Source organism: uncultured Tateyamaria sp. (genome assembly GCF_947503465.1).
In the GTDB taxonomy this organism is placed as follows: domain Bacteria; phylum Pseudomonadota; class Alphaproteobacteria; order Rhodobacterales; family Rhodobacteraceae; genus Tateyamaria.
Genome location: NZ_CANNDN010000001.1, coordinates 524,277 through 546,484, shown reverse-complemented (window position 1 = coordinate 546,484; position 22,208 = coordinate 524,277). Strand labels below are relative to the sequence as shown.

The 22,208-nt window shown below is 60.5% G+C and carries 23 protein-coding genes; 8 read left to right on the top strand and 15 right to left on the bottom strand.

The window, feature by feature from the left end:
• Positions 1-37 precede the first annotated feature (37 nt).
• From Q0844_RS02795 to Q0844_RS02775, 5 genes are all read left to right on the top strand, one after another.
• Entirely contained in the window at positions 38-1,282 is a 1,245-nt protein-coding gene (locus tag Q0844_RS02795) for a branched-chain amino acid ABC transporter substrate-binding protein (RefSeq protein ID WP_299041870.1), read from the top strand.
• Positions 1,283-1,415: 133 nt separating this feature from the next.
• Entirely contained in the window at positions 1,416-2,372 is a 957-nt protein-coding gene (locus Q0844_RS02790) for a branched-chain amino acid ABC transporter permease (RefSeq protein ID WP_299041867.1), read from the top strand.
• Complete coding sequence (locus Q0844_RS02785; RefSeq protein WP_299041866.1) at positions 2,369-3,667, top strand: branched-chain amino acid ABC transporter permease; 1,299 nt, start codon at positions 2,369-2,371, stop codon at positions 3,665-3,667. The genes Q0844_RS02790 and Q0844_RS02785 overlap by 4 nt, the downstream gene beginning before the upstream one ends.
• Positions 3,664-4,419 (top strand): ABC transporter ATP-binding protein, encoded by a 756-nt coding sequence (locus Q0844_RS02780; RefSeq protein ID WP_299041864.1) that lies wholly within the window; start codon positions 3,664-3,666, stop codon positions 4,417-4,419. The genes Q0844_RS02785 and Q0844_RS02780 overlap by 4 nt, the downstream gene beginning before the upstream one ends.
• Complete coding sequence (locus Q0844_RS02775) at positions 4,416-5,120, top strand: ABC transporter ATP-binding protein (RefSeq protein ID WP_366522999.1); 705 nt, start codon at positions 4,416-4,418, stop codon at positions 5,118-5,120. Before Q0844_RS02780 ends, Q0844_RS02775 begins: the two co-directional genes overlap by 4 nt.
• On the opposite strand, the gene Q0844_RS02770 is transcribed toward Q0844_RS02775, so the two are convergent.
• The gene (locus tag Q0844_RS02770; protein WP_299041861.1) at positions 5,121-5,732 is read right to left on the bottom strand and encodes a glutathione S-transferase family protein; all 612 of its coding nucleotides are present in this window, start codon (positions 5,730-5,732) and stop codon (positions 5,121-5,123) included. It abuts the gene before it with no gap.
• 78 nt (positions 5,733-5,810) lie between these two features.
• Here Q0844_RS02770 and Q0844_RS02765 point away from each other — a divergent pair, with 78 nt between their 5' ends.
• Together Q0844_RS02765 and Q0844_RS02760 are read left to right on the top strand one after the other, a co-directional pair.
• Entirely contained in the window at positions 5,811-7,019 is a 1,209-nt protein-coding gene (locus Q0844_RS02765) for a serine hydrolase domain-containing protein (protein WP_299041859.1), read from the top strand.
• A gap of 13 nt (positions 7,020-7,032) precedes the next feature.
• A complete protein-coding gene (locus Q0844_RS02760) occupies positions 7,033-7,911 on the top strand; it encodes an acyl-CoA thioesterase II (RefSeq protein WP_299041856.1) in 879 nt (292 codons plus the stop codon).
• Here Q0844_RS02760 and Q0844_RS02755 read toward each other — a convergent pair.
• The 13 genes from Q0844_RS02755 to Q0844_RS02695 all read right to left on the bottom strand — a co-directional run bounded on the left by Q0844_RS02755 (position 7,899) and on the right by Q0844_RS02695 (position 19,829).
• On the bottom strand, positions 7,899-8,663 hold the full coding sequence (locus Q0844_RS02755) for an SDR family oxidoreductase (RefSeq protein WP_299041854.1): 765 nt from the start codon (positions 8,661-8,663) through the stop codon (positions 7,899-7,901). The two genes, Q0844_RS02760 and Q0844_RS02755, sit on opposite strands and share 13 nt — an antisense overlap.
• Before the next feature lie 183 nt (positions 8,664-8,846).
• Complete coding sequence (phoB, locus tag Q0844_RS02750; protein WP_299041852.1) at positions 8,847-9,536, bottom strand: phosphate regulon transcriptional regulator PhoB; 690 nt, start codon at positions 9,534-9,536, stop codon at positions 8,847-8,849.
• Positions 9,537-9,548: 12 nt separating this feature from the next.
• Complete coding sequence (phoU, locus tag Q0844_RS02745; protein WP_299041849.1) at positions 9,549-10,250, bottom strand: phosphate signaling complex protein PhoU; 702 nt, start codon at positions 10,248-10,250, stop codon at positions 9,549-9,551.
• A 12-nt stretch (positions 10,251-10,262) separates the two neighbouring features.
• Positions 10,263-11,060: a phosphate ABC transporter ATP-binding protein PstB gene (gene pstB, locus Q0844_RS02740; RefSeq protein ID WP_299041848.1), complete on the bottom strand. Its 798-nt coding sequence runs from the start codon at positions 11,058-11,060 to the stop codon at positions 10,263-10,265.
• A gap of 9 nt (positions 11,061-11,069) precedes the next feature.
• Positions 11,070-12,401 carry a phosphate ABC transporter permease PstA gene (pstA, locus tag Q0844_RS02735; RefSeq protein ID WP_299041846.1) on the bottom strand — a complete coding sequence of 444 codons (1,332 nt, stop codon included), beginning with the start codon at positions 12,399-12,401 and terminating at the stop codon, positions 11,070-11,072.
• On the bottom strand, positions 12,401-13,873 hold the full coding sequence (gene pstC, locus Q0844_RS02730; protein WP_299041844.1) for a phosphate ABC transporter permease subunit PstC: 1,473 nt from the start codon (positions 13,871-13,873) through the stop codon (positions 12,401-12,403). Before pstC ends, pstA begins: the two co-directional genes overlap by 1 nt.
• 111 nt (positions 13,874-13,984) lie before the next feature.
• Positions 13,985-15,025 carry a substrate-binding domain-containing protein gene (locus Q0844_RS02725; RefSeq protein WP_299041841.1) on the bottom strand — a complete coding sequence of 347 codons (1,041 nt, stop codon included), beginning with the start codon at positions 15,023-15,025 and terminating at the stop codon, positions 13,985-13,987.
• Positions 15,026-15,155: 130 nt separating this feature from the next.
• A complete protein-coding gene (locus Q0844_RS02720) occupies positions 15,156-16,217 on the bottom strand; it encodes an ATP-binding protein (RefSeq protein WP_299041838.1) in 1,062 nt (353 codons plus the stop codon).
• Positions 16,218-16,228: 11 nt separating this feature from the next.
• The gene (locus Q0844_RS02715) at positions 16,229-17,413 is read right to left on the bottom strand and encodes an aminotransferase class I/II-fold pyridoxal phosphate-dependent enzyme (protein ID WP_299045179.1); all 1,185 of its coding nucleotides are present in this window, start codon (positions 17,411-17,413) and stop codon (positions 16,229-16,231) included.
• A complete protein-coding gene (locus Q0844_RS02710) occupies positions 17,413-17,736 on the bottom strand; it encodes a hypothetical protein (RefSeq protein ID WP_299041837.1) in 324 nt (107 codons plus the stop codon). Before Q0844_RS02710 ends, Q0844_RS02715 begins: the two co-directional genes overlap by 1 nt.
• Complete coding sequence (locus Q0844_RS02705; RefSeq protein ID WP_299041835.1) at positions 17,736-18,263, bottom strand: gamma carbonic anhydrase family protein; 528 nt, start codon at positions 18,261-18,263, stop codon at positions 17,736-17,738. The genes Q0844_RS02710 and Q0844_RS02705 overlap by 1 nt, the downstream gene beginning before the upstream one ends.
• Positions 18,260-18,910, bottom strand: a complete 651-nt coding sequence (gmk, locus tag Q0844_RS02700) for a guanylate kinase (RefSeq protein WP_299041833.1) — start codon at positions 18,908-18,910, stop codon at positions 18,260-18,262. The genes Q0844_RS02705 and gmk overlap by 4 nt, the downstream gene beginning before the upstream one ends.
• Before the next feature lie 4 nt (positions 18,911-18,914).
• Positions 18,915-19,829 (bottom strand): YicC/YloC family endoribonuclease, encoded by a 915-nt coding sequence (locus Q0844_RS02695; RefSeq protein ID WP_299041830.1) that lies wholly within the window; start codon positions 19,827-19,829, stop codon positions 18,915-18,917.
• Positions 19,830-20,042: 213 nt separating this feature from the next.
• On the opposite strand from Q0844_RS02695, the gene Q0844_RS02690 reads away from it, so the two are divergent.
• Entirely contained in the window at positions 20,043-20,705 is a 663-nt protein-coding gene (locus tag Q0844_RS02690) for a PAS domain-containing protein (protein WP_299041827.1), read from the top strand.
• 63 nt (positions 20,706-20,768) lie between these two features.
• Here Q0844_RS02690 and Q0844_RS02685 read toward each other — a convergent pair whose 3' ends face one another.
• Positions 20,769-22,142 (bottom strand): class II 3-deoxy-7-phosphoheptulonate synthase, encoded by a 1,374-nt coding sequence (locus Q0844_RS02685; protein WP_299041823.1) that lies wholly within the window; start codon positions 22,140-22,142, stop codon positions 20,769-20,771.
• Positions 22,143-22,208: the final 66 nt, after the last annotated feature.

Below are 22,208 nucleotides of genomic sequence, written 5' to 3'. Positions count from 1 at the left end.
GGCCGCCCGGGCGGATCGCGTTCTAGGGAGGAACATCATGCGCACCACGACACTGTTGGGGTTGACCACGGCCCTCACTCTTGCTGCCAGCGCATTTGCGGCTGGCGCAGACACCATCAAGATCGCCTTTATCGACCCGCTCAGCGGCCCCTTTGCCGGGACCGGCACCAATGGCCTGCACCAATACGAATTCGCGGCAGAGGAGCTGGTGAACAAGAAAGGGGGCGTTTTGGATGGCGACATGTTCGAAATCGTCGCCTTCGACAACAAGATCAGTCCGAAGGAATCGCTGATCCAGTTGCAGGTCGCGATTGATCAGGGCATCCGGTTCATTGCCCAGGGCAATTCGTCCGGCGTGGCAAACGCGCTGACCGAAGCCATCGACAAGCACAACCGGCGCAACCCGGGTGACCGGGTGCTGTTTTTGAACTACTCTGCCGTTGATCCGGCGCTGACCAATGACAAGTGCAACTTCTGGCACTTCCGCTTTGATGCCAATGCTGACATCAAGATGGACGCGCTGACGGACGTGATTGCCGCCGATGACAGCATCGAAAAGGTGTATATCATCGGGCAGGACTATTCTTTCGGCAAGGCGGTGGCGGCCGCTGCGGTCCGGTTCCTGGGCGAAAAACGCCCCGATATCGAGATTGTGGGCAACGAATTGCACCCGATCGGCAAGGTCAAGGATTTCACGCCCTACACCCGCAAGATCATGGCATCCGAGGCGGACGCGATCATCACCGGAAATTGGGGGGCTGACATGGTCGGCTTGGGGCGGTCCGTGCTGGAAAACGGCTACACCGGCCCGCTCTATACCTATTACGCAGCCGCCGACGGGATCACCGCCGCGTTCGGGGATGCCGGTGTCGGCTCGCTCAAACTGGTGGCCGAAGGGCAGATCAACCCGCCTGCCAACGACCGCGCGGCTGCATATTACGAAGCGTTCAAGGCCAAGTATCCGGACGGCAATATCAGCCAGGCCCGCATCACCAACGTGATCGAAATGCTGGCCAAGGCGATCAACGAAGCGGGCACAGCGGATGACGTGGTCCCGATCGCCTATGCGCTGGCGGGGATGGAGCACGAAAGCCTCTGGGGTACGTCCCTGAAAATGCGGGAAAGCGATCACCAGATCATCCAGGATGTGCACATCCATGCCCATACGAATGACGATGTGACGTTCGACTATGACAACTCGGGCTTCGGCATCAAGGTGGACAGCACCGTGACAATGGCCGCGGCGGATAGCCCGACAAGCTGCAAGATGCGTCGCCCCTGACCCGCACAGAGAAGGAGCGGCTCAGTTTCCGCTCCTTCTTCTGGCCTGAAATACTTCGGGGGTTTGGGGGCTGGCCCCCAACCACACACTGAATCGCGTCGCGGCTTGCCGCGTCTTTTGGATCACGCCTGATATGGACCTCATCCTCGTCAATCTGATCGACGGCCTGGTGACTGGCCTGCTGCTCTTCATGCTGTCGGCGGGCCTGACGCTCATCTTTTCGATGATGGGCGTGCTGAACTTTGCCCATGCCAGTTTCTATATGCTGGGCGCCTATTTTGCGTTTCAGATCAGCCTTTATCTGGGGTTCTGGATGGGGCTGCTGATCGCACCGCTGATCGTGGGGGTCATGGGGGCAGGGGTGGAACGCTATGGGCTCAGGCGTGTTCACCAATACGGGCACGTGCCGGAACTGATCTTCACCTTCGGACTTGCGCTCTTGATCGAGGAACTTGTCCAATTCATCTGGGGCAAGAACCAGATGCCCTATTCCACCCCCGAGATCCTGCAATTTACGGCCTTCTCCATCGCGGGCAATGCGATCCCGGCCTACAAGATTTTCATGATCTTCATCTCGGTCGCAATCTTCATCGGGTTGCTCTATGTGCTGACACGGACACGGGTCGGCATGATCATCCAGGCTGCCCTCACATACCCCAAGACCGTCGAGGCCCTGGGCCACAACGTACCGCTGATCTTCATGGGTGTCTTCGGCGTCGGCACCGCACTCGCCGGTGTCGCGGGCGTCATCGCGGGGCCGGTGCTGGGCACGTTTCCGGGCATGGCATTCGTCCTGGGCTCGATCGTCTTTGTCACCATCGTCATCGGGGGCCTGGGCAGTTTGTGGGGCGCGCTGGTTGCCAGCCTTCTTATCGGCTGGATCACCACGTTTTCCAAAGCCTACAATCTGCGCATGGAGGACCTGCTGACATGGGCCGGATTCACCAAGCCCGAGCCGATCTGGGACAGCGCCTGGCGCGATCTGTGGTCGATCACCAGCCCGCAAATCGCGGACATCCTGCCCTACATCCTGATGGTGCTGATCCTGATCTTCCGCCCCTATGGCCTGTTCGGAAAGCGGGACGCATGACCGACCAACTGACCACGGACCCAACCAAACCGGCACAAAGGATGCGGGCAGGGGCGATGACGATCCCGTTGATCCCGTGGATCGTCGGCGCGGTTTTGCTGGCGGTCCTGCCCTTCATCTTTACCGCCAATTCCGCCATCACCATCATGAACCAGATGGCGATCACGATCATTTTCGCGCTCGCGTACAACATGCTGCTGGGGCAGGGCGGCATGCTCAGCTTTGGTCATGCCGTCTATGCCGGTGTGGGGGGCTTCGCCTGTGTCCACATCATGAACATGGATGATTTCTTTGCCCAGGTGCCGCTGCCGGTCCTGCCGATTTTCGGCGGGTTGATGGGCATGGGGCTCGCCACCATCGTGGGCAGCTTTTCGACCCGCAAGGCCGGTACGGTCTTTGCCATGATCTCGCTGGGTGTGGGCGAACTGATCGCAGCGTGTTCCGTGATCATCGTCGCATTTTTCGGGGGCGAAGAAGGCGTGTCCGGAGACCGCACCTATGGCCTGCCATTCTTTGGCGTCGAGTTCCTGCAACAGATCGAAGTCTACTACCTGATTGCAGTCTGGCTGATGATCTCGGCCGCATTGATGTACCTCTATTCCCGCACGCCGCTGGGGCGTATGGCTAACGCCGTGCGCGACAATCCGGAACGGGCCGAATTCCTGGGATATTCCGCGCGCTGGGTTCGGTTTTACTCCTTCGTGGCCAGCGGGTTCTTTGCCGGTATTGCCGGTGCACTTTTTGCCATCAATTATGAAATCCTGACCGAAGAGAACCTGAACACCACACAATCGGGTATCATCCTGCTGGTCACCTTCCTGGGCGGTGTCGGTTTCTTCTTCGGACCCATCCTGGGCGCCATCGTCTTCACCCTCGTTCAAACGGTGCTGAGCCTGCAAACCGAACTCTGGGGTTTCTACCTTGGTATCGTATTCGTTGTGACCGTCATGTTCTTTCCCGGCGGGTTGGCCGGGTTGATCATGATGCATGTGCCTGCATTGCGTCTGGGCAAGTTGCGGCATCTGGGCCTTCCCTATCTTCGGACCCTCGGATCAGGAGCGATCGGGTGTCTGGGGGCCGCTGCACTGATCGAGATGACGTTTCATGTGCGCCATGCCAGCACAGGGGATCACGACATGACCGTCTACTGGACGACATTTGACAGCCACGCCGCACTGCCCTGGATCATCGCCGGCGCCGCCACATTGGTGGGATTCGGCATCGCGCGTCGGACGGCACCGGCCCTGGCCGAGGCCTGGAACGAAGCCAACACGCCAGACGGGGCGACACGATGACCGCCGCGTTGGAACTTGATGGGCTCAAGAAGTCCTTTGGCAAGACCGAAATCATTCGCGGCGTTGATCTGAGCATCGGCAAGGGCGAACGGCACGCGATCATCGGCCCAAACGGCGCGGGCAAGTCCACGCTGTTCAACCTCATCACGGGCCGTTTTCCCCAGACCGACGGGGCGATCCGTCTGCATGGCGCCGATCTTGCGGGCAAGGCCCCGTTCGAGATCAACCGCATGGGACTGAGCCGCAGCTTCCAGATCACCAACATCTTTCCCAAGATGACCGTATTCGAGAACGTGCGCTGCTCGCTTTTGTGGTCGATGGGGTATCGTTACAACTTCTGGTCCATGGTGGGGCGGTCGCGTGCACTGACCGATGGGGCAGATCAAATTCTGGACCAGATCAACCTGACGGCGCGGCGGGATCTGCCCGCAGGTGTGCTCAGCTATGCCGAACAACGTGCACTTGAAATCGGGATCACCATCGCAGGCGGGGCGGATGTGATCATGCTGGACGAACCGACCGCGGGCATGAGCCATTCAGAAACCGACTACATCGTTGATCTGATCCGCACCGTGACGGAGGGCAAGACACTTGTGATGGTCGAACATGACATGGGCGTCGTCTTTGGTCTCGCCGACCAGATCAGCGTACTTGTCTACGGAGAGATCATCGCCACCGGCACACCGGAGGCTGTGCGCGCCAACCCACGGGTGCAGGAAGCGTATCTTGGCGAAGCGCTGGAGGTGCACTGATGCTGGATGTTTCAGACCTGCACGCCTATTACGGCAAATCCCACATCCTTCAGGGGGTGAACATCCAGATCGCCGAGGGCGAGATCGTCGCCCTTCTGGGGCGCAACGGCGTCGGACGATCGACTACGTGCAAGGCGGTGATGGGCGAGGTTGCGCCGCAAGGATCGGTCAAGTTTCGCGGGCAGGAGATCGCTGGGAAGAAGGCCTATGAAGTCGCCAATCTGGGCATTGGATACGTGCCGGAGAACCGCGACATCTTTCCCGGCCTCACCACGCGGCAGAACCTGATCCTGGGTTTGAAACCCGGCCAGAAGGACGGGCAGGGGCGGTGGTCCATGCAGGACATGTTCGACATGTTCGAAAACCTGGAACGACGGGCGGATGTGGAGGCGTCGGTGCTGTCGGGCGGTGAGCAGCAGATGCTGACCATGTGCCGGACGCTGATGGGCGACCCGGACCTTGTGATGATTGACGAGCCGACCGAAGGGCTGTCGCCGCAGATGGTCCAGCGGGTGGCGCAGCTTTTGCAAGAGATCGCGAAGCGCGGCATCGCGACGCTGCTCGTGGAACAGAAACTGTCCATCGCGCTTGATATTGCGCACCGTGTCTACGTCATGGGCCACGGTCAGGTCGTATTCGAAGGCACCCCTGCCGAACTCAAGGCGCGCGACGATGTGCGCAAGGAGTGGCTGGAGGTCTGACTACAAGTTGGCCGCTGTCTGGTAGGCCGGGCGCGCTTCCAGCCGATCAATGTACGCGGCAAGGGCCGGGCGTTCGGACAGGTCGATCCCGATCCCCCTGGCCGTGATGGCCGCAGAACCCGTCATGATATCTGCCGCCGAGAACGAGCCGGCAAGATAGTCACGCCCGTCCAGCGCCGCATTGACCGGGCCCAGCATTTGACCAAGCAATTTCTTTGCGCGCTTTGCATGCACTTCTGATTGCCGTTCGGGTGGCAAAAAGAACGTCTCGACCATGTAACTGTTCACTTGAGGCATCAACATGCCTTCGGAATAGTGCAGCCATTGCAGGTAGGCGGGGTAGTTTGCGCTGTCCACCGCCGGGCGAAACTGCCCGTCACCGTGACGTGCCAGCAGGTATTCCAGGATCGCGCCGCTTTCCATGATCCGCACATCGCCGTCTTCCAGAACCGGCACGCGGCCCATCGGATGAACCGCAGCGCGAAACCCGGGGCTGCGCATGGCCGGATCCCCCAGCGCATAGGATACCAGGTCATAGTGCACCCCCATCTCTTCGAGCATCCACGCGATACGAACGGCCCGGCTGCGCGGTGCAAAGTGAAGTCTGAGCATGGTGGTCCTCCCCGTTCCGTAACGCTAGCGCTCGCGCTTTTGCCTTGGCAAGCCCGTTTGGGACCGTATCGTGGGCGCATGTCGCTGTCCCTTGATCCCGCCCGCCTGACCCGCATCCAAGACTGGGCGGATCGCTATGTGAACGCACAGAAGTTCGCCGGAGTGTCCGTGCTGGTGAAACAGGGCGGGGACGAGGTGTTCTATACCCAGGCGGGGGTCAAGGACCTTGCTGATAACACCGCCTTTGATCGTGACACCGTGGCGCGCATCTATTCGATGACCAAGCCGATCACGTCGCTGATCCTGATGATGCTGGTCGAAGAGGGGCTCTTGCATCTCGACGCGCCCCTCAGCCGCTTTTTGCCCGCTTATGCCGACCTGCACGCACTGCGCCCGGGCGCCGCGCACATATCCGACACTGCGCCCTGCGCTGTGCCAACCCTGCACCACGTGCTGACACACCGATCCGGGCTGAGCTACCCGTTCAATCCCGGTCTCCTGCCCGCAGCCATGGCCGAGCTGGATTTGCTGTTCAAGCCCACCGCGGGCACGCTTGCGGATCAATGTGATCAACTGGCGACGCTGCCCCTGGCCTTCGAGCCGGGCGCACGATGGGAGTATTCGGTCGGTATCGATGTCATCGGGCGGGTGATCGAGGTTGTCACCGGCGCGCCACTGGATCAGGTGTTCCAGAGCCGCGTGCTCGAACCGCTTGGCATGACGAATACCGCATTTTCCGTACCAGACAGCGCGCTGGAACGCTTTGCCGCGCTTTATACCCCGCTGGCAGGGGATGCGATGGACCTGGACGCCTGTGCCGGGGGTGATGCGACCCTGCGCCTGTTCGACGACGCGCAGCATTCCCCCTTTCGCGCCACGACCTGTTTCAGCGGAGGCGGCGGGCTGGTGGGCACCATCGACGACTACATGGCCTTTGCCGAATGCCTGCGACAGCGCGGTCTGGGTCTTGTTTCCCCATCCACGGCGGATTTCATGATGTCGAATCATCTGCCCGGCGACATTGCCAGCCTTGGCCCCGCCAGCTTTGCCGAACAGCCGATGGAGGGCATGGGATTTGGGATTGGCGGCGCAGTTGTGTTGTACCCCGCGCGCAGCCGGGTCCCGTCATCGGTGGGGGATTTCAGTTGGGGCGGCATGGCGTCGACGTTCTTCTGGGTGGATCGCGTCAACGACATCAGCGTCGTGATGTTCACCCAACTCAGCCCGTCGTCCAGCTATCCCGCCCGCGCAGAACTCAAGGCGCTGGTGCACAGCGCGTTGATGTGAAAGGACAACCTCCATGACAGATGCACATCAAACCTTGCTGGACCTGCTGGCTGTTGAACGGCTCGAGGTTGATATGTTTCGTGGCACAGGGCAGGGGGGCGAGACGCCCACGCGCATCTTTGGGGGACAAGTTATTGGCCAGGCTCTGGCCGCTGCATACCGCACGGTCGAAGACCGTTTATGCCACAGTTTGCACGCCTATTTCATTCGACCGGGCGATCCGTCCATCCCGGTGATTTACCAGGTGGATCGCGCCCGCGACGGCGGCAGCTTTACCACGCGCCGTGTCGTGGCGATCCAGCATGGACGTCAAATCCTGAACATGTCGGCGTCCTTTCATGCGGATGAGGAAGGCTGGTCGCACCAACATCCGATGCCCGAGGTGGAGGGCCCGGACACTCTGAGCGACCGCACCGAACTGCGCGAAGCTGTGGTCGACAAGATCCCCCGACAGTTTCACGAGGAATTCCTGCGCCCGCGGCCCATAGACATCCGCGAGGTCGCCCCGCGTGATTTCTTTACCCCCGAGCCGATGGAGGACCGCAGCCACCTGTGGTTCCGGATGAAGGCCGCAAAAGGCATCAGCGCACAGCTGCAGCACTGCCTGCTGGCCTATGCTTCTGATCTCAACCTGCTGGGCACCGCGCTGAGGCCGCACGGTCAGACATGGTTCACGGGGCGGGTCATGGCAGCCAGCCTTGATCACGCCATGTGGTTTCACGCGCCCGCAGCCTTTTGCGACTGGCATCTCTACGCGATGGACAGCCCGTGGTCGGGCAAGGGCAGGGGCTTTAACCGGGGGATGATCTACGACAAGGACGGCACGCTGGTGGCGTCGGTCGCCCAAGAGGGTCTGATCCGCCCGATCACGCCGAAATCTCAGCCGGAATAGGCCCGGTTCAGTTTCTGCATGCCCGCGATCCAACGGTCGTAATCGCCGGTTTTCATCTGCATGTACTTGCGGACATTTGCATGGGGCAGAACAAGGAATGCTTCCTCGCGAATGGCGTCGATGCAGGCCTGGGCTGCATCCTCGGGTTCCAGCATCCCGTCAATGGCCGCGACATGATCCTCGTGACCTTCGGTCATGGCGGTACGCACCGCTTGGGGGCAGAGCACCGACACTTTTATTCCCGCATCACCATGAGTTATGGCCAGCCATTCGGCCAGGCCGACCGCGGCATGTTTCGTGACACCATAGGGCGCCGATCCGATCTGGTTCAGCAAACCCGCCGCAGAAGCGGTATTCAGGAGATACCCGCCACCACGCGCGCGCATCGAAGGCACCAGATGCCGCGCCGCCCAGACATGCGCCATGACGTTGATGTCCCACAGCCGTTGCCAAGCGTCGTCCGGTGCCTCAACACCACCTTCAACAAGAACACCGGCATTCGAACAAAACAGGTCGATAGGCCCGATGTCGGCTTCGACCGTTTCGATCAAATTTCTGATTTGCATCTCGTTCGAAACATCAACTTGGAAAGCCAAGCCGTTGACCAATAGCGATGTTTCCTGGGCACCACCAAGATCCAGATCCGCACAAATGACCGCTTTCGCACCTTGGTTTGCAAACGCGAGACAAAGCGCGCGCCCGATGCCGGCAGCGGCGCCAGTGACGACAACGATCTTGTTCTGGATGTCCATACGCGGTCCTGGCTGCTATGGTGGCAAAAGAGTGATCCGCATAGGCTAGGGCCTATCCACGCGCATGCCAAGATGCCCCGGCAAACGGCACAGGCATAAAGCTTATAATCCACATTATGTTAAGTTATTGGATATAGAATTGCACCACAAACAGCTTGAAAACAAAGCGTTACGTGTCGCTATTCACCCAAGCGCGTAACCCGCACCACGCACTGTCCGCACCGGGTCCGCGCCGCCAAACACAGTCAACGCTTTTCGCAGACGCCCGATGTGCACGTCTACTGTCCGGGTATCCACATAGATGTCGCGGCCCCACACCCGATCCAGCAACTGCTCTCGGCTCCAGACGCGTCCGGGCTTTTCCATGAACGTGCTCAGTAACCGAAATTCCGTCGGGCCCAGTTTCAACTCGTCCCGGCCACGGGTCACCTTGTGGCTTTCTGAATCAAGGACGATGTCGTCGAATTCCAACCGCTGACCAACCGTCGCCGGACGCACACGCCGCAACTGGCTGCGCACACGGGCCATCAATTCGATCACCGAATACGGTTTCACAACATAGTCGTCCGCACCGGTTTCAAGGCCGCGCACCTTGTCGACTTCCTCGGACCGCGCGGACAGCATGATCACCGGTATGCTGCGTGTCTCGGGCCTGATCTTGAGCCTGCGGCACACTTCAATGCCGCTGAGGTTCGGCATCATCCAATCCAGGACAATGATGTCCGGCACATCCTCATCAACAAGAAGCAACGCCTCTTCGCCGTTTTGTGCACGGCTGACGGCAAAGCCTTCGGCCTCAAGATTGTAGGCCAGGACTTCTCGCTGTGCGGGTTCGTCTTCGACAACCAGAACACGGGGCTGATCGGCGGACATGTGCATCGTCTCCTAGGCTTGAACCGAGGTTTTGTCCGCCTTCTGGCGGTTCTCTTCGGGTGTTGACCCCGTCACGAGGTACACGACCTGTTCCGCGATCGACGTCACGTGATCGCCCATCCGCTCGACATTCTTGGCAATGAAATGCAGGTGCATACAGGCTGTGATGTTGCGCGGATCTTCCATCATGAAGGTCAGAAACTCTCGAAACAGCGCATTGTACATCTGGTCGACATCGGTGTCGCGGTCGATCACGTCCTGCGCCAATTCCGCATCCCGCGCCACATAAGCATCCAGCGCGTCCTTGAGCATGCGCTCGACTTCCTTGGCCATCCGCCGCAGGGCCCCTGCACTGTCGTTCACGGGCGCCATCTGTGACAGGACGCTGGTCCGCTTCGCAAGGTTTTTTGCATAATCTCCAATGCGTTCCAAGTTGGCGCTCACCTTGATCACGGACAATACCAGGCGCAAATCGACGGCAGTGGGCGCACGCAACGCAATGACACGCGCGGCTTCTTCGTTGATCACCTCTTCCAGCGCATCGATGGCTTTGTCACCGTTGCGCACCCGCTCGGCGCGCTCTTCGTCGCGCGTCTCCAGGCTGATCGCCGCTTCGAGGATAGCGTTTTCGACAAGGCCGCCCATTTTCATGATCTGGGCCTGGATCGCCTCAAGGTCCCGGTCAAAGGCCGACGCGATGTGTTGGTCGTTCATTGCAAAATCTCCTTAGCCGATACGGCCAGTGATGTAGCTTTCGGTGCGCGGGTCTTCTGGATTCGTAAAGATCTGGCCGGTCTCGCCGTATTCCACCAAGTTGCCAAGGTGGAAGAATGCTGTCTTTTGGCTGACGCGTGCGGCCTGTTGCATCGAGTGCGTGACAATCACCACAGAATAGCTTTGGCGCAGCTCGTCAATCAACTCTTCGACCTGGGCCGTGGCGATCGGGTCAAGCGCGGAACAGGGTTCGTCCATCAGCAGGACTTCGGGTTCGGTCGCAACCGCACGGGCGATGCAAAGGCGTTGCTGTTGACCCCCCGAAAGACCAGTGCCCGGCGCATCCAGACGGTCCTTGACCTCTTCCCAGATGGCGCCGCGCCGCAGCGACCGTTCAACGATCTCATCCAGTTCCGCCTTGTTTCTGGCAAGGCCGTGGATGCGGGGACCGTATGCCACGTTGTCATAGATCGACTTGGGAAACGGGTTCGGCTTTTGAAACACCATACCGACTTTCGCGCGCAACTGCACCGGGTCGACGCGTGCGTCATAGATGTCTTCGCCGTCAATCAGAATGTTGCCTTCCATCCGGGCAACATCAATTGTGTCGTTCATCCGGTTGATACACCGCAGAAAAGTCGACTTGCCGCAGCCCGATGGACCGATGAACGCGGTCACCGTCTTGTCTTCGATCTCGACATCCACGTCCTTGATCGCGTGATTGTCCTCGTAATAGACCTGCACACCCTTGGCCGCGATCTTGACGTCGTTTGTCTCCACGTCTCTCTCCACAATTCTCATGTCGTTCATGGAAGCCCCCTACCAGCGGCGTTCGAACCGGCGCCGCAGAATAACGGCGATGGTGTTCATTGTGATCAGGAACAACAGCAGGATGATGATGCCGCCCCATGCTTTTTCGGTAAAGACTGCGTCGGAACGCGCAGCCCAGTTGTAGATTTGCGCGGGCACCGCCGAGTTCGGTTCGAAGAACCCTTCGATGAAGGTGTCGGGGTAGCGCGCCACAAAGCCGACCATCCCGATCAGCAGCAGCGGTGCGGTTTCACCCAACGCCTGCGCCAGGCCAATGATTGTGCCCGTCAAGATGCCCGGCGCGGCCAGTGGCAGCACATGGTGGAACACCGCCTGCATTTTCGAGGCCCCTACCCCAAGCGCTGCATCTCGAATGGATGGCGGCACCGATTTCAGCGACGCGCGGGTCGAGATGATGATCGTCGGCAATGTCATCAGCGTTAGCACCAAACCGCCCACCAGAGGTGCCGATTGCGGCAAGTGCATGAACTGAATGAACACAGCCAGGCCGAGGATACCGAACACGATGGACGGCACAGCGGCAAGGTTGGCGATATTCACCTCAACAAAGTCGGTGAAGCGGTTCTTGGGCGCAAATTCCTCAAGGTAGATCGAGGCAGCGACGCCAATCGGCAGGCTCAGTACCAGCACCACCAGCATCATGAAGAACGAGCCAAGGACCGACGCGCCGATCCCGGCCCCGCCGGGGTTGTCCACGCCTGTGTCCACACCCGTGATAAAGTTCAAGTTGAACACCTGCTTGACCAACCCGGCCTCGCGCATTGCGTCGATCAGGTCAAAGTCCTCGGGCATGAAAAAGCGGTTGCCTTCTTGCAGATCATCGCGCGTGAAGGTGCCTTTCAGGTAGCGGTCGACACGGGACGACGCAGCAAGTTCAAAGCCGATGGGCTCGCCCAGCTGATCTTCGTTTTCACGGTAAAAGGACCGCAATTCACCGCCCACTTTGCCCAACAGGCGATCAACCGCGTCTTCGTCAAACTCGATCTGAACCCCGGCTGCGTCCATGCTGTTCGACAGCGACGTGATAAAGTACCCGGTATAGATGCCAGTTTTCAGAAGCGCCTTTTCTGCTTCGTCATATTCTTCCTGCGTCAGTACAAACGGCACCTCGACCACCGCCTGTTTGAAGGCAGGCAGGCCCGCTGTCAGGATCGCCGTCAGCAGCGCCACCAGAAAGAACAGGCCGGTTGCAATGGCTGCGACACCGTACATGCGGAACCTGCGTTCGGATGCGTTGCGCTTCTTGGTGCGCGCATCTTCGTGCGTCAGCGACTTTGTGGGCCGCGCGGCGTCGGGGGAGTTCAGGCTTGCGTCAGTCATTACTCATATTGCTCCCGATATTTGCGCACGATGTAGAGGGCAAAGACATTCAGCCCGAGGGTCATGATGAACAGCGTCATGCCAAGGGCAAAGGCCACCAGCGCTTCGGGCGAGGCAAAGTCGCTGTCGCCCGTCAACTGGCTCACGATCTTGGCTGTCACTGTTGTCATGGCCTCGAACGGGTTCAGGCTCAGCCGTGCAGCGGCCCCGGCCCCAAGCACCACGATCATTGTCTCGCCAATGGCGCGGCTGGCGGCCAGCAGGACCGCACCCACAATGCCGGGCAAGGCGGCGGGCAGCACGACCTGTTTGATGGTTTCGGATTTCGTCGCACCCAGCCCGTAAGAGCCGTCGCGCATCGCTTGTGGTACAGCGTTGATGATGTCGTCGCTTAACGAACTGACAAAGGGGATCAGCATGATGCCCATGGCCAGGCCAGCTGTCATGACGGCCCGCTGGCCCTGCATCCAGCCCAGGCCATCATTGCCAAACACCGTCAACAGGATTGGGCCGATGGTCAACAAGGCAAACAGGCCGTAGACGATGGTCGGGATACCGGCAAGGATCTCAAGCAGCGGCTTGGCAATGCTGCGCACCCGGGGTGACGCGTATTCGGACAGATAGATCGCGGCGAAGAGGCCGATGGGCACAGCCACCAGCAAGGCCACCAAGGAAATATAGATCGTACCCCAGAGCAGCGGCAGGATACCCAGGCTCGATGCGCCGCCCCGGCCGGAAAAGCTGGGCGCCCATTCAAGAAGGAAGAAGAAATCGGCGGCCGGGTAGAGACGGAAAAACTCGATCGTGTTGAAGATAAGTGATAGGACAATGCCGACCGTCGTCAGGATCGCAACGGAAGCTGCCGCAATCAGGAGCGCCAGAATGCCCTGCTCGACCGTGTTGCGCGCGCGGAACGCCTTGGCGCTTTCCATCACACCCCACGCGGCCCCCGCCAGGGTGACCAAAAGGACGACAATCGTCATCAACAGGTTCGATGTCTGGGACATCGCGCGATAGGCTTGCGCGGCGTTCAACACGGGTTGCGTGATCTGGTTGGTCACGATCTGGCCCGCATCGCGCAGGCGCTGCGTCATGTCGGTGAAATCCGTGCGCGCGTTCTGCGCCATCTCTTCGTCCAGCACACCCGCGTCGACCGCATTTTGAATACCGTCCGCGGTACGCCGCACTTCGGACATCACCAGCCCAAGGTTGGAGCCTTCGGCGATTTCACTGTCGGGGATCATCTGCGAGATACGGTTGTCGATGAACAAGGGCTGCGCCAGCAGCCACACGATCATGACACCGAATGCCGGAACAACAGCCTTCAGAAAAGCGTTCGATCCATAGTAGATCGGCAGGGAATGCAGATCGCGGATATTGCCATCCGCGCTCGCCATGGCGCGTCTGCGCCCCATGACAAACCCGGCAGCCGAGATCGCGATCACGATCAGCGTGAGCCAGAGTACAGGCATATGTCCCCCAAAATCCAAAGCCGCATGTCCCGCGGGCTTGAAAGCAGTAACTGGGCGGCGTTGCGGTGCCGCCCAGTTGGTTATCTTGGCAATCTTTGACGCAGTGTCAGATTACGAGTTGCCGCCCATTGTCTCTTCGTCGGCAATCATTTTCTGCGTGTCGGCCAGCTCAGGATCGGACACCAGACCATAGGCCGCCAGCGGGCCGTCGGGGCCTGCAACCGCATCAGCAACAAAGAACTCTGCGTACTCTTTCAAGCCAGGCACCACACCGATGTGGGCTTTCTTGATGTAGAAGTACAGCGGACGCGACACGGGGTAATCGCCTGCGGCGATGGTTTCCGTTGTGGGCTCAACACCGGCCATTGTTGCCACTTTCAGCTTGTCGGTGTTGTTTTCGTAGAAGGACAGACCGAACACGCCGATGGCGTTTGTGTTGGCGTCGATGGATGCCAGTGTTTCGGTGTAGTCGCCGTCGATGTCCACGGAACGGCCATCTGTACGCACGGCCAGGCATGCGTCTTCGGCGTCGTCCTCGGACATGCCGCCTTCGATCATCGCTGCCATCGCGCCTGTGGCTTCACAGCCTGCCGCGATCACCTTCTCTTCGAACACTTCACGGGTGCCGTGCTTGGTGCCGGGGATGAAGGCCAGGATTTCGTCTGCTGGCAGGTCGGCGTTGAAGTCGGACCATTTGGTGTGCGGGTTGTCGACCAGCTTGCCATCAACCATGACTTTGGGCGCCAGGGCGTTGAAGATGTCGGACTGAGTGAACGCAGTGTAGGCAGGACCATCAATCTGGCTGGCGAACACGATGCCATCGTAACCGATGCGCACTTCGATGATGTCCGTCACGCCATTTTCGGCACAGGCCTTGATTTCTTTGTCACGGATCGCTCGCGAAGCATTGGCGATGTCCGTGTGTTCCGTGCCCACGCCTTGGCAAAAACGCTTGAGGCCGGCCGAGGAGCCGCCCGATTCCACGACCGGTGTCGGGAAGTCAAAGTTTTCGCCAAAAGCTTCGGCAACGATCGACGCATAAGGCAGAACGGTGGACGAACCGGCGATTTGCACCTGGTCCCGGGCCACAGCGGCAGTTGCAGCCATGGCCGAAAGGGCCAGCGCCGATGTGGTGAGTTTCACAAAGGACATGAATGTCTCCTGTTTGAACATTTATCGTGATCCCCCCCATGAGGACCTTGGCGCCCGTCTATGGGGTGAGCGCAATGCTTTTGTGACAGATGCGTAACGGTTTTATGACAGTCCGCGGGGTGCCCCCACGTCAGGCCAGATTCTCGTGCATGGGCAGGATGACGGTGAATGTCGCGCCCTGCCCCAGCGTACTTTCGACGCGCAACCGGCCGCGGTGCCGGTTGATGATGTGCTTGACGATGGCAAGGCCCAGGCCGGTGCCGCCAAGTGCGCGACTGCGGTGATCATCGGCGCGATAAAACCGTTCGGTGATGCGCGGCAGGTGAACCGGATCAATGCCGGGGCCATAGTCGACAATCTGCACCCGGACACCGGGTGCGCGCAATGCCGCCTCGCGCGGGCTGGTGCTGACGCGTACGGTCACGCGACCACCCGATCCGCCATATTTGATGGCGTTTTCGATCAGGTTGGTAAAAACCTGCTTCAACTGGTCCGGGTCGGCGATCAGGTGCACGGTCTTGTCCCCGAACTGAGGGTCCAGGTCCACCCCGGCCTCGCCCGCCAGAGAGCGCAGCGTGCGCAACGTCGAATCCAGGATATCGTTCAGGATGACCGCCTCGGTCGGCCGCACCCGTTCATCGCCCTCAACCCGGTTCAGTGACATCAGATCGCCCACCAGGCGGTTCATCCGCTCGGCCTCGTCCTGCATGATGTTCAGAAATCGTTCCGCTGCGGCGGGGTCGTTGCGGGCGGGACCGCGCAATGTTTCGATGAAACCCATCAGGGCCGTCAGGGGCGTGCGCAACTCGTGGCTGACATTGGCGACAAAGTCGCGGCGCATCTGGCTTGCCTGCTCCACATGCGTGATGTCTTCGAACACAAGCAAGGCAGCTCCCGCCGTGTTGCGCCCGACACCGGGCACCGCCCGCACGCTGACCCGGAACGTGGTGTCCTGCGCACCATCATTGCCCAGATATCGGGTCTGGCGCGGGCGACCGTCCAGCAACGTCGCCTCGACAGCGTCCAGCAAGGCCGGTTGGCGCAGCATGGTCACATAATTGCGCTCAAGCGCTTGCTGCCCGATCAGGGTCAGCGCCTCGGTATTAGCGGCGACGATGCGTTCTGTACTGTCGATGGCAAGGGTCGGCAAGGGAAAGGCCGCCAGCAAAGCATCAAGCGCGTCATTGCCCATGGCCCCGATCCTTACGCCAGCGCGGCCTTTAGGGCGTCGGTGAATACGGCGCACAGGGCCTCTGGGTCCTCAAGTCCGACTGAGATGCGGAAGAACCCTTCGGACATCCCCAATTCGGCCCGTCTTTCCGCCGTCAAGGCACGGTGCGATGACGACGCGGGATGCGATATCGTGGTACCCACATCGCCCAGGGTCGGAGCAAAGCTTAGTCCCTCGCCCCCCCGCGCAAACGCGTTCGCGGCATCGCGCCCGCCGTCGATTTCGAAGCTGACCATGTTGCAATACTGGCCCTTCAGCAGCGCCTCGGCGCGTGTGTGATCGGGATGGTCATGGCGTGCCGGGTAGATGACCCGCACCACGCCCGGCAACGTCGACAAGTGCTCAGCGAGCACGGCAGCCGTAGCCTGCGCCCGGTCATAGCGTAGATCAAAGCTCAGCAATCCGCGCTCGGCCAGCCAGCAATCAAACGGGCTGGGTGTCATGCCTGCGGTCACGGTGAAGACGCGCAAACGGGTGTTGATCGCTTCATCCCGGGCCGCGACATATCCCAACATGACGTCGGAATGCCCCGACAACAGCTTTGTCAGGGAATGGATCACGATATCCGCGCCATGATCGAACGCCTTGAACGCACGTGGGGTGGTGAAGGTGTTGTCGATGACCAGCAGCACGCCCGCGTCCTTGGCAAGCGCCGACAGGCCCAGCACATCGGCCACCCGCAGGGTCGGGTTGGATACAACCTCGACCAGGATCATCCTTGTCTCGGGGCGCAGCGCAGCCCGCACCGCATCCACATCGCCGGGATCAACCATCGAAGTCTGAATGCCCAACCGTGGCATATCCTCCGACATCATGCGCAGCGACCGACCATACAGTTGATTGCCGCCAATCACATGGTCCCCGGCCTTCAACAGACCCAGCAGAACCGCGGACACGGCCCCCATGCCCGACGAGGTCAGCACCCCCATATGCGGCGCGCCCTCCATCCGGTCGATGGCTTGCGCCACGACATCCGCATTCGGATGCCCTTCGCGGCTGTAGGTATAGCCATGCAAGTCGCCATCATACTGCGCGTCCAGCATGTCCGGCGTGTCAGAGGCATAGACCACGGACGGGCTTAGAGGTGTGACCACGGGGCGCGATGCGCTGTCCGGCAAAGGTGTGGGCCGCACAAGCGACCCCTTGGTGTTCGAGATCATTCAAGGAATTCCGTATGGTAGGTCGATGTGCTGTAGGTGATGTCCACGCTTAACCAGCATGGACGCGGCAGATGTGCCGCGATCAGCGTAACAAGGTCCTTTTGCAGCGCCGCTGTAAAGGCCGCGCCGCGGTGCGGTTTCGACAAAAGCGCAACCGAGGCTTTCATATTGCTGTGGTGAAACACCGGTGCGGGATAGGCGCGGCCCTTGGTGTCGCCTGCGTCACCGTCATGGCGCAGGATACAGGCCTCGACCTCGGCCAGGATGGCCTGGGCATCAATGTCCAGATCGCTGGAATAGCTGAGTTCGCAATGCGGCATCAGCCTGTGACCTCAACCATCGTGTCGCGGAAGCGGCGCATGTTGTCCTGATAATGCAGGGCCGAGGCGCGCAGCCCCTGTATCGCCTGTTCGTCAAGTGCACGCACCACCTTGCCCGGCACACCCATAACCAGCGACCCGTCCGGGATCTGCTTGCCCTCGGTGATCAGGGCCCCGGCCCCGATCAGGCAGTCCTTGCCGACGCGCGCGCCGTTCAGCACCGTAGCTCCCATGCCGATCAAGCTGTTATCGCCAATCGTGCAGCCATGCAGCATGACCTTGTGCCCGATGGTACAGCCGGCCCCGATGGTCAGGGGAAAGCCCAGGTCGATATGCATCACACAGTTTTCCTGCACATTGGTGCCGGTGCCGATGCGGATGTATTCATGATCGGCGCGGATCGTGCAGCCAAACCACACGCTGGCCGCTTCTTCCAGGATCACCTTGCCGATTAGATTGGCGTCAGGCGCGACCCAGGTGTCTTTTGCGATCTGGGGACGATTTTTGCCCAAAGCGTAACGGGTCATGGCAAGTCCTCGAATTCGGTCTGCAGAACGCGCACATGGTCCATCAGCTGCGGTTGTTGCAGGCGGCGCAGGCGCGTTGCGGTGATGATGGTCTTCAGCTGCTCTTCGGTCTTTTCCAGATCATCGTTGACGATCACATAGTCATAGCTGCCCCAGTGGCTGATCTCGTCCCAGCTTTTTTGCATCCGGCGCCCGATTGTTCCTGCGTCGTCCTGCGCGCGGTTCTCCAACCTGCGGCGCAATTCGGCAATCGAGGGAGGCAGGATAAAAATCGACAATGTGTGCTGTCCAAGGGACGAGTTGCGGATTTGTTGCGCCCCCTGCCAATCGATGTCGAACAACACGTCACATCCGCGATTGATGGCCTCTTCGACCGGGCCCTTTGGCGAGCCGTAGAAATTGCCGAACACATGCGCATGTTCCAGCATCGCGTTATTTGCCACCTCGGCCTTGAACTCCGCTTCGGACACAAAGCGGTAGTGTTCGCCGTCCACTTCACCCGGGCGCGCGGCACGCGTTGTGGCCGAAACCGAGAAAGACAGGTTCGGGTCCCAGTCGCGTAACCTGCGGGCCAAGGTGCTTTTACCTGCGCCCGAGGGCGAGCTGAGTATGATCAGAAGACCGCGGCGTGACCGTTCGTCATGCATCAAGTTACTCCACGTTTTGGACTTGTTCGCGCATCTGATCGATCAACGCCTTCAGCGCCAATCCCACCGCCGTCAAGTCGGCATTCTGCGCCTTTGAACATAGGGTGTTGGCCTCGCGATTGAATTCCTGCATCAGGAAATCCAGCTTGCGCCCTACCGGACCGCCATCGGCCAGCAGGGCACGGGCCGCACCCACATGGGTGTGCAGGCGGTCGATCTCTTCGGTCACGTCGGCTTTGACGGCCAACAGGGCCAGTTCCTGCGCGACCCGGTCCGGGTCCGCACCGCCTGCGCCTTCCAGCACCCGGGCCAGGTTTCGGTGCAGCGTCGCCGCGACCTCGTCCTTGCGTGCCTCGGCCAGCGTGGCGGCCTGCTGCGTTAATGCCTGAACCTCGGTCAACTGCGCCAGAAGCACTTCGTGCAGCGCCCTGCCTTCCCGCGCGCGCATGTCGTCAAATGCATCCAGAAGGGATGTCACGTCCGCCAGAAGGCTGGCACGCAAAGGGGCCGGGTCATCCTGGCTGGGGCCGGTTTCCATAACGCCGCGCAGCGCAGCAATGTCGGTGGCGCGTGACGGGGCCAGGGACAGCCCCTGCTCCATCGCTTCGGCTTCGATCGCTAGCAGGTTTTGCACCACGCCGCGCATCACGTCCTGGTTCAGCGACAGGCCAGACACCGCGTCGTCCCGTGTCAGCCGCAGTGACAACGTGACATTGCCGCGTTTGGCCCGTGCGGCAACCAACGGGCGCAGCGCCGTTTCCAGACCGTCGATCCAGTCAGGCACGCGCAGTCGCAGGTCCAACCCCTTTCCGTTCACGCTGCGGATGTCCCATGTCCAGCGAAACGGGTCGGACCCGCCTGTGGCTGCGGCAAAGCCGGTCATGGAACGCAAATGGGCGTCTGTGCGTTTTTCAGTCATGTCACAGCCTTTAGGGATAAGTTCAAACCTGGGCAAGCCACGGATCTGTCCCCGCGGGGACAGCGAGACATTAACCAGTTGTTAGCAATCTGCGCGCCTTTCGCACCAAATTTGATATGTTTTGCACCAATCCCCGTGCAACCGGCCATGAGGGTCAAGCAAGAGTATGTACAGATGGACAAATCAACGGTTAACCCGCACAATGTTGTTGCTATGACAGAGTTTCGCGCAGAAGTTGGATTTTCCGCGATTTCCCAGGTTGAGGCCTACTGGGAAGGGCTGCGCGGTGCGCGTTTGATGCCCAAACGGTCCGAGATTGATCCCCGCGGCATTGAATCGGCACTGGAATACACCTTTGTGCTGGAACGGATCGCGCCCGGCATGGCCCGCATTCGCATTGCGGGAAGCCATTTGGGTGATCTGATGGGCATGGAGGTGCGCGGAATGCCGCTTACATCCCTGATCACACCGCCTTGCCGCCGCCAGATTGCAGATGCCATCGAAGATGTGTGTCAACGCCCCGCCGTGTGCGAACTGCGGATGAGCGCCGAGACGACTGTGGCCAAGCCGCAGATGGATGCACGTCTGCTGCTGTTGCCGCTCAAAAGCGACCTGGGCGATGTCAGCCGCGTGCTTGGCTGCATGGTCGCCCACGGAGAGGTGGGCCACACGCCGCGCCGCTTCAACGTGGTGGGTGCGCGCATCCGCCCAATTTCGGCCCCCTCGACAGCGCCTGCGCCCGTCAAGCCGCCGGTTCACGCCGAACAGAAACGCGCGCGGGTGGACGGGTTCGCCGAGAGCCAAAAGGCGTTCAAAAGCACGACGCCACGGTCTGACGTGCCGTATCTGCGCCTGGTGAAATCCGAAGATAAGTAAGGGCCGGTTGAAAATGAGCCTGTGATGCGCGCCGGACATTCCGCCCGGCGCGATTTTCGTTGATCAGCTGGCCGCACGCGCCTTGGACCGGGTGGCTCGCAGCTGCGACAGCTCTTCTGCCACCAGGAATGCCAGTTCCAGCGACTGCGACGCGTTCAGGCGTGGATCACAGGCTGTGTGGTAGCGGTCGCTCAGGTCTTCTTCGGTCACGGCGCGGACACCACCGGTGCATTCGGTCACGTCCTGGCCGGTCATCTCGAAATGTACGCCACCGGGCACAGTGCCTTCCGCTGCATGCACGCCAAAGAACTCGCGCACTTCGCGCAGAACACTGTCGAACGGGCGGGTCTTGTAGCCCGTCGACGATTTGATCGTGTTGCCATGCATCGCGTCACAGACCCAGACCACATTCGCGCCTTCCTCCTGCACCGTCTTGATCAGGCGCGGCAGATGCTCACCAACCGACCCTGCGCCGAAGCGCGCGATCAGTGTCAGGCGGCCGGCCTCGTTTTCGGGGTTCAGCTTGGACATGAGCGCCTTGAGGTCATCCGTGGTCATGGTGGGCCCGCATTTCAGGCCAATGGGATTCTGCACGCCGCGGGCATATTCCACGTGCGCGCCGTCGGGCTGGCGCGTACGGTCCCCGATCCAGATCATGTGACCGGAACCAGCCAGCCATTTGCCCGAGGTCGAGTCGATCCGCGTCAGCGCCTCTTCATACTCCAGTAGCAGCGACTCGTGGCTGGTATAGAATTCCACGGACGAAAATTCATGTGTCGTGTCCGCATCGATCCCGGCGGCGGCCATGAAGTCGATGGTGTCCTGAATGCGCGCGGCGATCTCGCGATACTTCTCGGCGCCCTGCCCGTCGGCAAAGCCGAGGGTCCAGGAATGCACCATGTTCATGTCGGCAAAACCACCCGTCGAGAACGCGCGCAGCAGGTTCAGCGTGGCGGCCGCCTGCGTGTAGGCTTGCAGCATCTTCTGCGGGTTCGGGATGCGGGATTCAGATGTGAACGCAAGATCGTTGATGATGTCACCACGGTAGCTGGGCAACTCGACGCCATCGATCACTTCGGTCGGGGCCGACCGCGGCTTGGCAAACTGACCGGCCATGCGCCCCAGCTTGATCACCGGGACCTTGGCGCCATAGGTCAGCACCATCGCCATCTGCAGCATGACCTTGAACGTATCGCGGATGCTGTCGGCGCTGAACTGGTCAAACGCCTCGGCGCAATCGCCGCCCTGCAACAGGAACGCGTCACCGCGGGATGCATCGGCGAGATGTGCCTTTAGCCGCCGCGCCTCGCCTGCAAACACAAGCGGAGGATATTTTGCAAGCTGCGCCTCAACCGCGTTCAGGGCCGCAGTGTCGGTATAATCGGGCATCTGGATCCGGGGCTTGGCGCGCCAGTCAGATTTCGTCCAATCGCTCATCTTCTCTCTCCGCATCAGCTGTTAGCGGTCACGTGACCGGGGGCCTCTATACAAAAGCTGCTCGAG

Coding starts and splice junctions, on each gene's coding strand:
- Q0844_RS02725 (WP_299041841.1), bottom strand. CDS start 15,025: ATGTCCTTTGTGAAACTCACCACATCGGCGCTGGCCCTTTCGGCCATG.
- Q0844_RS02790 (WP_299041867.1), top strand. CDS start 1,416: ATGGACCTCATCCTCGTCAATCTGATCGACGGCCTGGTGACTGGCCTG.
- gmk (WP_299041833.1), bottom strand. CDS start 18,910: ATGCATGACGAACGGTCACGCCGCGGTCTTCTGATCATACTCAGCTCG.
- pstB (WP_299041848.1), bottom strand. CDS start 11,060: ATGAACGACATGAGAATTGTGGAGAGAGACGTGGAGACAAACGACGTC.
- Q0844_RS02695 (WP_299041830.1), bottom strand. CDS start 19,829: ATGACTGAAAAACGCACAGACGCCCATTTGCGTTCCATGACCGGCTTT.
- Q0844_RS02720 (WP_299041838.1), bottom strand. CDS start 16,217: ATGGGCAATGACGCGCTTGATGCTTTGCTGGCGGCCTTTCCCTTGCCG.
- Q0844_RS02795 (WP_299041870.1), top strand. CDS start 38: ATGCGCACCACGACACTGTTGGGGTTGACCACGGCCCTCACTCTTGCT.
- Q0844_RS02685 (WP_299041823.1), bottom strand. CDS start 22,142: ATGAGCGATTGGACGAAATCTGACTGGCGCGCCAAGCCCCGGATCCAG.
- Q0844_RS02780 (WP_299041864.1), top strand. CDS start 3,664: ATGACCGCCGCGTTGGAACTTGATGGGCTCAAGAAGTCCTTTGGCAAG.
- Q0844_RS02760 (WP_299041856.1), top strand. CDS start 7,033: ATGACAGATGCACATCAAACCTTGCTGGACCTGCTGGCTGTTGAACGG.
- Q0844_RS02710 (WP_299041837.1), bottom strand. CDS start 17,736: ATGCCGCATTGCGAACTCAGCTATTCCAGCGATCTGGACATTGATGCC.
- Q0844_RS02755 (WP_299041854.1), bottom strand. CDS start 8,663: ATGGACATCCAGAACAAGATCGTTGTCGTCACTGGCGCCGCTGCCGGC.
- phoU (WP_299041849.1), bottom strand. CDS start 10,250: ATGAACGACCAACACATCGCGTCGGCCTTTGACCGGGACCTTGAGGCG.
- Q0844_RS02785 (WP_299041866.1), top strand. CDS start 2,369: ATGACCGACCAACTGACCACGGACCCAACCAAACCGGCACAAAGGATG.
- Q0844_RS02770 (WP_299041861.1), bottom strand. CDS start 5,732: ATGCTCAGACTTCACTTTGCACCGCGCAGCCGGGCCGTTCGTATCGCG.
- Q0844_RS02705 (WP_299041835.1), bottom strand. CDS start 18,263: ATGACCCGTTACGCTTTGGGCAAAAATCGTCCCCAGATCGCAAAAGAC.
- Q0844_RS02765 (WP_299041859.1), top strand. CDS start 5,811: ATGTCGCTGTCCCTTGATCCCGCCCGCCTGACCCGCATCCAAGACTGG.
- pstA (WP_299041846.1), bottom strand. CDS start 12,401: ATGACTGACGCAAGCCTGAACTCCCCCGACGCCGCGCGGCCCACAAAG.
- Q0844_RS02690 (WP_299041827.1), top strand. CDS start 20,043: ATGACAGAGTTTCGCGCAGAAGTTGGATTTTCCGCGATTTCCCAGGTT.
- phoB (WP_299041852.1), bottom strand. CDS start 9,536: ATGTCCGCCGATCAGCCCCGTGTTCTGGTTGTCGAAGACGAACCCGCA.
- pstC (WP_299041844.1), bottom strand. CDS start 13,873: ATGCCTGTACTCTGGCTCACGCTGATCGTGATCGCGATCTCGGCTGCC.